The sequence below is a fragment of the Streptomyces griseorubiginosus genome (genome assembly GCF_001514195.1).
In the GTDB taxonomy this organism is placed as follows: Bacteria; Actinomycetota; Actinomycetes; order Streptomycetales; family Streptomycetaceae; genus Streptomyces; species Streptomyces griseorubiginosus.
On the sequence record NZ_KQ948736.1, the window covers coordinates 555,037 to 562,689 of the forward strand.

General features: G+C 70.7%; 7 protein-coding genes. 1 reads left to right on the forward strand and 6 read right to left on the reverse strand.

Translation table 11 applies throughout. The features are described 5' to 3' along the window. The 5 genes from AQJ54_RS15155 to AQJ54_RS15175 form a co-directional block, all read right to left on the reverse strand. A partial coding sequence (locus tag AQJ54_RS15155) for a Gfo/Idh/MocA family protein (RefSeq protein ID WP_062238636.1) occupies positions 1–1,052 on the reverse strand: 1,052 nt, incomplete at its 3' end. A gap of 236 nt (positions 1,053–1,288) precedes the next feature. Beyond that, complete coding sequence (locus tag AQJ54_RS15160; protein WP_062020921.1) at positions 1,289–2,329, reverse strand: substrate-binding domain-containing protein; 1,041 nt, start codon at positions 2,327–2,329, stop codon at positions 1,289–1,291. Between the two features lie 17 nt (positions 2,330–2,346). After that, positions 2,347–3,366, reverse strand: coding sequence for an ABC transporter permease (locus tag AQJ54_RS15165; protein WP_062020924.1), 1,020 nt, complete (start codon positions 3,364–3,366; stop codon positions 2,347–2,349). Beyond that, positions 3,363–4,880 (reverse strand): sugar ABC transporter ATP-binding protein, encoded by a 1,518-nt coding sequence (locus tag AQJ54_RS15170; RefSeq protein WP_062237770.1) that lies wholly within the window; start codon positions 4,878–4,880, stop codon positions 3,363–3,365. The genes AQJ54_RS15165 and AQJ54_RS15170 overlap by 4 nt, the downstream gene beginning before the upstream one ends. 214 nt (positions 4,881–5,094) lie before the next feature. Then, entirely contained in the window at positions 5,095–6,276 is a 1,182-nt protein-coding gene (locus AQJ54_RS15175; RefSeq protein ID WP_062237772.1) for an ROK family transcriptional regulator, read from the reverse strand. A gap of 249 nt (positions 6,277–6,525) precedes the next feature. On the opposite strand from AQJ54_RS15175, the gene AQJ54_RS15180 reads away from it, so the two are divergent. After that, entirely contained in the window at positions 6,526–7,356 is an 831-nt protein-coding gene (locus AQJ54_RS15180) for an NAD(P)H-binding protein (protein WP_062237774.1), read from the forward strand. 3 nt (positions 7,357–7,359) lie between these two features. Here the strand turns inward: AQJ54_RS15180 and AQJ54_RS15185 are convergent. After that, the coding region (locus AQJ54_RS15185; RefSeq protein ID WP_159055524.1) for an FCD domain-containing protein at positions 7,360–7,653 on the reverse strand (294 nt) is incomplete at its 5' end.

The following is a 7,653-nucleotide window of genomic DNA, read 5'->3' on the forward strand; positions in this document are numbered from 1 at the left end:
ACAAAGGTGTGCTCGTAGCCGAGACCGTGACCCGGCGGCCACCAGGCGTCCAGGTAGGGGTGATCCGGTTCGGTGACGAGGATGCGGCGGAACCCGGCGTGCGTGCCGGGCTCGGTGCCGTCGTGGTAGGCGAGTTCGTTGAGGCGCTCCAGGTCGAAGGCCAACGAGCCGCGTTCACCGTTGAGTTCGATGCGCAGGGAGTTCTTGCGCCCGGTGGCGTAGCGGGTGGCCTCGAAGGAGGCGAGGGCGCCGGAGGCGAAGCGGCCGGTGAACAGGGCGGCGTCGTCGACGGTGACCTGGCCGGTACCGGTGGCGGTCTCGGCAGCGAGACCCTTGACGGCACCGGCCAGCGGGCGCTCCCGTACGAAGGTTTCGGTCAGCGCGGACACCCCGGCGAGCGGCTCTCCGGCCAGGTACTGGGCGAGGTCGATGATGTGGGCGCCCAGGTCGCCGAGCGATCCGGAGCCGGCCTTCTCCCTGCGCAGTCGCCAGGTCAGCGGCGCGGCCGGGTCCACGAGCCAGTCCTGGAGGTACGTCACCCGCACGTGCCGCAGCCTGCCGAGCCGTCCTTCGGCCACCATGCGGCGGGCCAGCGCGGTGGCGGGCACCCGACGGTAGTTGAAGCCGACCATCGCCAACTGGCCTCGCCCGTGGGCCGCTTCGGCCGCCCGGGTCATGGCCTGCGCCTCTTCCACGGTGTTGGCGAGGGGTTTCTCGCACAGCACGTGCTTGCCCGCTTCCAGCGCCGCGATCGCGATCTCCGCGTGGCTGTCGCCCGGGGTGCAGATGTCGACGAGGTCGACGTCGTCCCGCGCGACCAGGGCCCGCCAGTCGGTCTCGGCCGCCGCCCAGCCGTGCCGGTCGGCGGCCCGGCGCACGGCGTCCGCGTCCCGTCCGCAGATCGCGGCGAGCACCGGGCGCAGGGGCAGGTCGAAGACGCGCCCCGCGGTCCGCCAGCCCTGGGAGTGGGCGGCGCCCATGAAGGCGTAGCCGACCATGCCGACCCGTAGCGGCGGCACCTCGGCCTCTTCTGACTGCTGCGGCTGTGCCATGCGCGATGTCCTCCTCGTCGTCGTGGCGTGGTGGGGGGTGCAGCCCGGTCCGTCGACGAACCGGGCTGCCGGGGCCCGTGCCGTGAACGTGTCGACGAACCGGGCCCCTGCGGCCCGTGCCGTGAACTCGTCGACGAACCGGGCCCCTGCGGCCCGTCCCATGGACCGGCGCGGCCGGGGTGCACCGCTGTCCACCGCCGGTCCGGTCGCCGGGACCGGCCCTGTTTCGGTACGCCTCACTTGAAGCCGGTGGACATGTACTGGTCGACGTTGGTCTTGTCGACCACGGCCGAGTAGAGGGTGAGGGAGGCCGGGATCTCGAACTCGGCTAGGCCGCCGATGCCCTTGGACTGACCGAGCGCGCGGGCGAGGTCGATCGCGGAGGCGGCCATGGTCGGCGGGTAGAGGACGGTGGCCTTGAGGACACCGTTGTCCTGCTTGATGGCCTGGAACGCGGACAGGGCGCCCGCGCCGCCGACCATGAGGAAGTCGTCGCGCCCGGCCTGGTCGATGGCGCGCAGCGCGCCCACGCCCTGGTCGTCGTCGTGGTTCCACAGCGCGTCGAAGCTGGACTGGGCCTGGAGCAGCTGGGCCATCTTCGCCTGGCCGGACTCCACGGTGAACTCGGCGGCCTGGCGGGCCACTTTGCGGACGTTGGGGTAGTTCTTCAGGGCGTCGTCGAAGCCCTGGGTGCGCTGTTTGGTGAGTTCCAGGTTGTCCAGGCCGGCCAGTTCGATGACCTTGGCGCTGGACTTGCCCTTGAGCTTCTGGCCGATGTAGTGGCCGGCGTTCAGACCCATGCCGTAGTTGTCGCCGCCGATCCAACAGCGGTACGCCTGCGGGGTGTTGAAGATGCGGTCCAGGTTGACCACCGGTATCCCGGCGCGCATGGCCTTGAGGCCGACCTGGGTGAGGGCCTTGCCGTCGGCCGGCAGGATGACCAGGACGTCGACCTTCTTGTTGATGAGGGTCTCGATCTGGCCGATCTGCTGGGCGGTGTCGTTGGAGCCCTCGGTGATCTCCAGGGTCACGTCGGAGTACTTCTTCGCCCGGTTCTTGGCGTTGTCGTTGATCGCGTTGAGCCAGCCGTGGTCGGCCTGGGGTCCCGCGAAGCCGATGGTGACGGCCTTGCCGGGCTTGTCGTCGGCGGCCGGCTGGTCGTTCGCGGCCGGCTCGTCGTCCCCGGAGTCGTTGCTGGTGCAACCTGCCAGGAGGGCACCGGCACCCACGGCGGCGGTCCCGAAGAGCAGCCCTCTGCGACTCGTCCTGTACGTCATGGCGGTGAACCCTTTCCTCAGGTCGTGCTTGCGGTACGGCGCTGGACCAGCACGGCGGCGACGATGATCGCTCCCTTGGCGATCTGCTGGACGTCGCTCTGCAGGTTGTTCAGGGCGAAGATGTTGGTGATCGTGGTGAAGATCAGGACACCGAGCACGGACCCGGTGATGGTGCCGCGGCCCCCGCTGAGGAGGGTTCCGCCGATGATCGCGGCGGCGATGGCGTCGAGTTCGTAGAGGTTGCCGTTGGTGTTCTGGCCGGAGCCGGACAGGATGATCAGCAGGAAGGCCGCGATGCCGCAGCACAGTCCGGACAGCAGGTAGAGGTAGAGGCGCTGGCGGCGGACGTCGATGCCGGCGAGGCGGGCCGCCTCGGCGTTGCCGCCGACCGCGACGGTGCGCCGGCCGAAGGTGGTGCGGTTCAGGACCAGCCAGCCGATGATCGTCACGACCGCGAAGACCATGACGAGCGGCGGGACGCCGAGGACGTAGGCGTCGCGTTCGCCGAGGTCGAGGACGGAGGGCACGGTGACGATCTGCGTGCGGCCGTCGGTGATCTGGAGGGCGAGTCCGCGCGCCGAGGCGAGCATGGCGAGGGTGGCGATGAAGGGGACCATCCCGCCGTACGCGACGAGCAGCCCGTTGACGAGGCCGCAGCCGACTCCGACGAGCACCGCGGTGAAGAGGATGCCCGTGAAGCCGTACTCCTGGGTGGCGACGGTGGTAGCCCACACCGAGGCGAGGGCGACGATCGCGCCGACGGACAGGTCGATGCCGCCGGAGGTGATGACGAACGTCATGCCGACGGTGACGACACCGATCACCGAGGCCTGGGTGAGGACGAGTTGGAGGTTGCGGGTGTCGAGGAACTCGTCGGGCTTGGTGATGCCGCCGATGAGGATCAGGACGGCGAGCACGCCGAGGAGGGAGAGGGTGCGGACGTCGGCACGCCCGAACGCTCCTCGCCACGCGGACGGTTCACTGACCGAGGGCGCCTTGTCGGCGCTTCCCCTGGGCGGGGACACGGGCTGCGTCATGTCGCCGGGCTTCCTTCCATGACGAGGTCGAGTACGCGGTGTTCGTCGAGCTCACGGGCGGGCGCGGTGTGTACGACACGGCCCTCGCGGAGCACCAGGACACGGTCGGCGAGGCCGAGCACCTCGGGGACCTCGCTGGAGACCAGCAGCACGGCGAGCCCTTCGTCGGCGAGGCGCCGGACGACCGCGTACAGCTCGGCGCGGGCGCCGACGTCGACGCCCCGGGTGGGTTCGTCGAGGAGCAGGACCCGGCAGCCGCGCAGCAGCCAGCGGGCCAGGACGGCCTTTTGCTGGTTGCCGCCGGACAGGGTGCGGATCGGCACGGCGGGGTTGTCGGGCCGCAGCGACAGTTCCCGGGTGGCCGCCCGGGCCGCGCCGAGTTCGGCGCCACGGTCGATCCAACCACCGCGCGAGAAACGGGACATGGAGGAGACGGAGACGTTGCGGGTGACCGACTCCAGCATCAGCAGGGCCTGCGCCTTGCGCTCCTCGGGGGCGAGTCCTATCCCGGCCCGGACCGCGGCCCGTACACTGCCCGGCTTCAACGCCTTTCCGTCCACGACGACTTGACCGGCGGTGGGCTTCCGGGCACCGTAGATCGTCTCCAGGATCTCGGAGCGTCCCGAGCCGACGAGTCCGGCGAGCCCGACGATCTCCCCGGGCTGCACGGAGAGATCCAGGGCCGCGAACTCGCCGTCGCGGGCGAGCCCTTGGACCTCCAGGACCGCCGGACCGTCCGGCGCCGCGACCGGCCGCTCCGGAAAGACGTACTCGACGTTGCGCCCCGTCATCAGCGAGACGACCTCACGCGTCGGCGTCGACTTCGCGGGCAGCCCGACCGCCACGGCCCGCCCGTCCTTCAGGACGGTGACCCGGTCGCCGATGCGCCGGATCTCCTCCAGGCGGTGGGAGATGTAGACGACGGCCACCCCCTCGGCGGTGAGGTCGCCGACGATCCGGAAGAGGTTGTCGACCTCGTCCGGGTCGAGTGCGGCGGACGGTTCGTCCATCACGATCAGCCGTACGTCGTGGGAGAGGGCCCGCGCCATGGACACGATCTGCTGCTGCGCCGCCGACAACTCCCCCACCAGGCGCGCCGGATCGATCTCCGGATGGCCGAGTCGCTTCAGCAGCAGGCCGGTCGAGGCCTTCGCCTGCTTTCCCCGTACGACGAACCCGGCGGCCGTGGGTTCATGCCCGAGATGGACGTTCTCGGCCACGGACAGGTGCTCCACCAGGTCGAGTTCCTGGTAGATGGTCGCGATGCCGAGGCGCATGGCGGCGATCGGCGAACGGAGGGTGACCTCGTCCCCGCGCCAGCGGATGGTGCCGGTGTCGGGCTGGTGGGCGCCGGCGAGCACCTTGATGAGGGTGGACTTCCCGGCCCCGTTCTGGCCGAGCAGGCAGTGCACCTCACCGGCCTGGACGTCGAGGTCGACGCCGTCGAGGGCCCGGACTCCCGGGAAGGACTTGGTGATGCCGGACATGCTGAGCAGCGGTGGTTCTGGTGCCATGAGGTCCCCTTGGCGGGCGTGCGGGCCGGTTTCAGGGCAGGGCGAGGCAGAGCAGGGCGAGGCAGGGCGCTGTGCTGGTGTGCCGTAGCAGGGACAGACCTGTGCGGGTGAGAAACAGACCTGGGCGGTACAGACCTGGGCGGTACGGACTTGGGGGTACGGACCTAGGCGGTACGGACTTGGCGGTACAGACCTGGGCGGGTGCGGAACAGACCTACGCGGGTGAGAACAGGTGGTCGCTGATGAGCCGGGCCGCGCCGATGACTCCGGCGGTGGGTCCCAACTCCCCCAGCACGATGGGCAGGTTGCCGGTCGCCAGCGGCAGCGACTGACGGTAGACCTGGGTGCGGATCGCGGCGAGCAGGGTGTGGCCGAGTCCGGTCACCCCGCCGCCGATCACCACCAGGCCCGGGTTGAAGAAGGAGACCAGTCCGGCGATGACCTGGCCGGTCCGGTTGCCGCCCTCGCGGATCAGATCGAGCGCGGTGGCGTCACCGGCGGCGGCGGCCACGGCGACGTCGGCGGCCGTCAGGGTGCCGTTCGCGGCGAGACGTGCGGCGAGTTCCTCCGACCGCCCCTGCTCGACCGCCTCCACGGCGTCCCGGGCCAGGGCCGCCCCGCTGAAGTGGGCTTCCAGGCAGCCCCGGTTGCCGCAGGCGCACGGACGGCCGTCGGGCACGGCCTGGATGTGCCCGATGTCGCCCGCGCTGCCCGTCACCCCGCGGTGGACCTCACCGCCGGCGACGATGCCGCAGCCGATACCGGTACCGATCTTGACGCAGAGGAAATCACCCACGGACCGTGCCACGCCCGCGTGCATCTCCCCCATCGCCATCAGGTTCACGTCGTTGTCGACCATGACCGGACAGCCGAGTTCCTGACTGAGCGCCTCCCGCACGGGAAAGCCGTCCCAGCCCGGCATGATCGGCGGAGCCACCGGAACACCCTCCGGAAAGCGCACCGGCCCCGGAACACCGATACCGGCCCCGTCGAAACCCTCCGCCAGCCCTGACGCCTTCAACTTCGCCGCCATGGACAGGACTTGCTCGAAGACCGCTACCGGGCCCTCGCGCACGTCCATGGGCTGGTTGAGGTGCCCGAGGATCTCCAGTTCGGCGTTGGTGACGGCGACGTCGATCGAGGTCGCGCCGATGTCGACGCCGAGGAAACGCAGGGCAGGGGCGAGCCGGATGTTGTGGGACCGGCGTCCGCCGCGGGAGGCGGCGAGTCCGTCGGCCACGATCAGGCCCGTCTCCAGCAGCCGGTCCACCTCCACGGCCAGCTTGGACCGTGACAGGTCGACCTCGTCGCCCAGCTGCGCACGGGAGTTGGGGCCTCCGTCGCGCAGCAGCTTGAGCAGCTTGGCCTGATGGGCGTTCGCAGGTCGTGCCGTCATGCGTCTCACGAGCCCCTCCCCGCCTCATCCGGCCACCCGTTGGCGTGCTTTCGAGGGGAACGTAGCAGTGGCTGCCCCACCTGGGAAGAAGCTGTGCAGAGATTGATACCGACTTTCCCCACTCACAGGACAAAGACTCGCCGCGTTCTGGCGCGGAGCGGCGCACTCTGGCGCTGTCGGCACCCGCCACGCAGGATGGGTCCGACGGCAGCCCGCCTCGGCGAGACGGGCCCGGCGGAGGGGGAGACCATGTTTCTGGTGACGGGCGCGACGGGCAACGTGGGCGTCGAACTCGTGCGCGCGCTGGCGGAGTCCGGCGAGCGGGTACGGGCGCTCAGCCGGGCCGGGCGGAGCGAGGGGTTACCGGCGGGCGTCGCGGCCGTGGCGGGAGATCTCGACCGGCCCGAGTCGGTGCGGCCCGCGCTCGACGGCGTACGGGGACTGTTCCTGATGCCCGGATACGGCGGGCAGCGGCAGATCCTCGCGGAGGCGCGGGACGCGGGAGTGGAGCGGGTGGTCCTGCTGTCGGGACGGTCCGCGGGCACCGGCGACCGGGGCAACGCGGTCGCCGGCTATCTGATCGACGCGGAGGACGCGGTGCGCGCGTCGGGGCTGCGCTGGACGTCCTTGCGGTGCACGAGCTTCATGTCCAACGCGCTCCGGCTGGCGGACCAGATCAGGAAGGGCGACACGGTCCGGGTGCCGTTCCCCGACGTCCGCACCACCGACGTCGACCCCTACGACATCGCCCAAGTGGCCTTGCGCGCACTGCTGTCGGACGACTGGGCGGACCGCCCTCTCGAACTCACCGGCCCCGAGGCGCTGTTGCCCGCCGACCGCGTCCGGATCCTCGGTGCGGCCCTGGGCCGGGACCTGCGCGCCGTGGGGCTGACGCCGGAGGAGACACGCACCGAGATGGAGGCGTCCGGCATGCCGAAGCCGTACGTCGACGCCTTCTTCAGCTTCTTCGTCGACGGCACCCTGGACGAGTCGGTCGTGCTGCCCACGGTGGAGCAGGTCACCGGACGGCCGCCGCGCACGTTCGCCGAGTGGGTCGGGGCGCACGCCGACGCGTTCTAGGCGCTAGGACCGCTGACGTGCGTGGTACGACGTCCGGGTGTGCTCGGTGTGTTGCCGCATGACGGCGGTGGCACGCTGTTCGTCCCGGTCGGCGATCGCAGCGATCAACTCCCGGTGCTCGATCCACGACTGCCGACCACGCTGCCGGGCGATCGGCGTGTAATACCACCGCACCCGACGATCCACCTGCCCCGCCAACTCCGCCAGCACCGCGTTACCCGCCAACTCCATCACCTTGGCGTGGAAACGGGCGTTCAACGCCACCGCGCCATCGACATCGTCCGCGGCAACGGCCCT

Coding starts and splice junctions, on each gene's coding strand:
- AQJ54_RS15160 (WP_062020921.1), bottom strand. CDS start 2,329: ATGACGTACAGGACGAGTCGCAGAGGGCTGCTCTTCGGGACCGCCGCC.
- AQJ54_RS15165 (WP_062020924.1), bottom strand. CDS start 3,366: ATGACGCAGCCCGTGTCCCCGCCCAGGGGAAGCGCCGACAAGGCGCCC.
- AQJ54_RS15170 (WP_062237770.1), bottom strand. CDS start 4,880: ATGGCACCAGAACCACCGCTGCTCAGCATGTCCGGCATCACCAAGTCC.
- AQJ54_RS15175 (WP_062237772.1), bottom strand. CDS start 6,276: ATGACGGCACGACCTGCGAACGCCCATCAGGCCAAGCTGCTCAAGCTG.
- AQJ54_RS15180 (WP_062237774.1), top strand. CDS start 6,526: ATGTTTCTGGTGACGGGCGCGACGGGCAACGTGGGCGTCGAACTCGTG.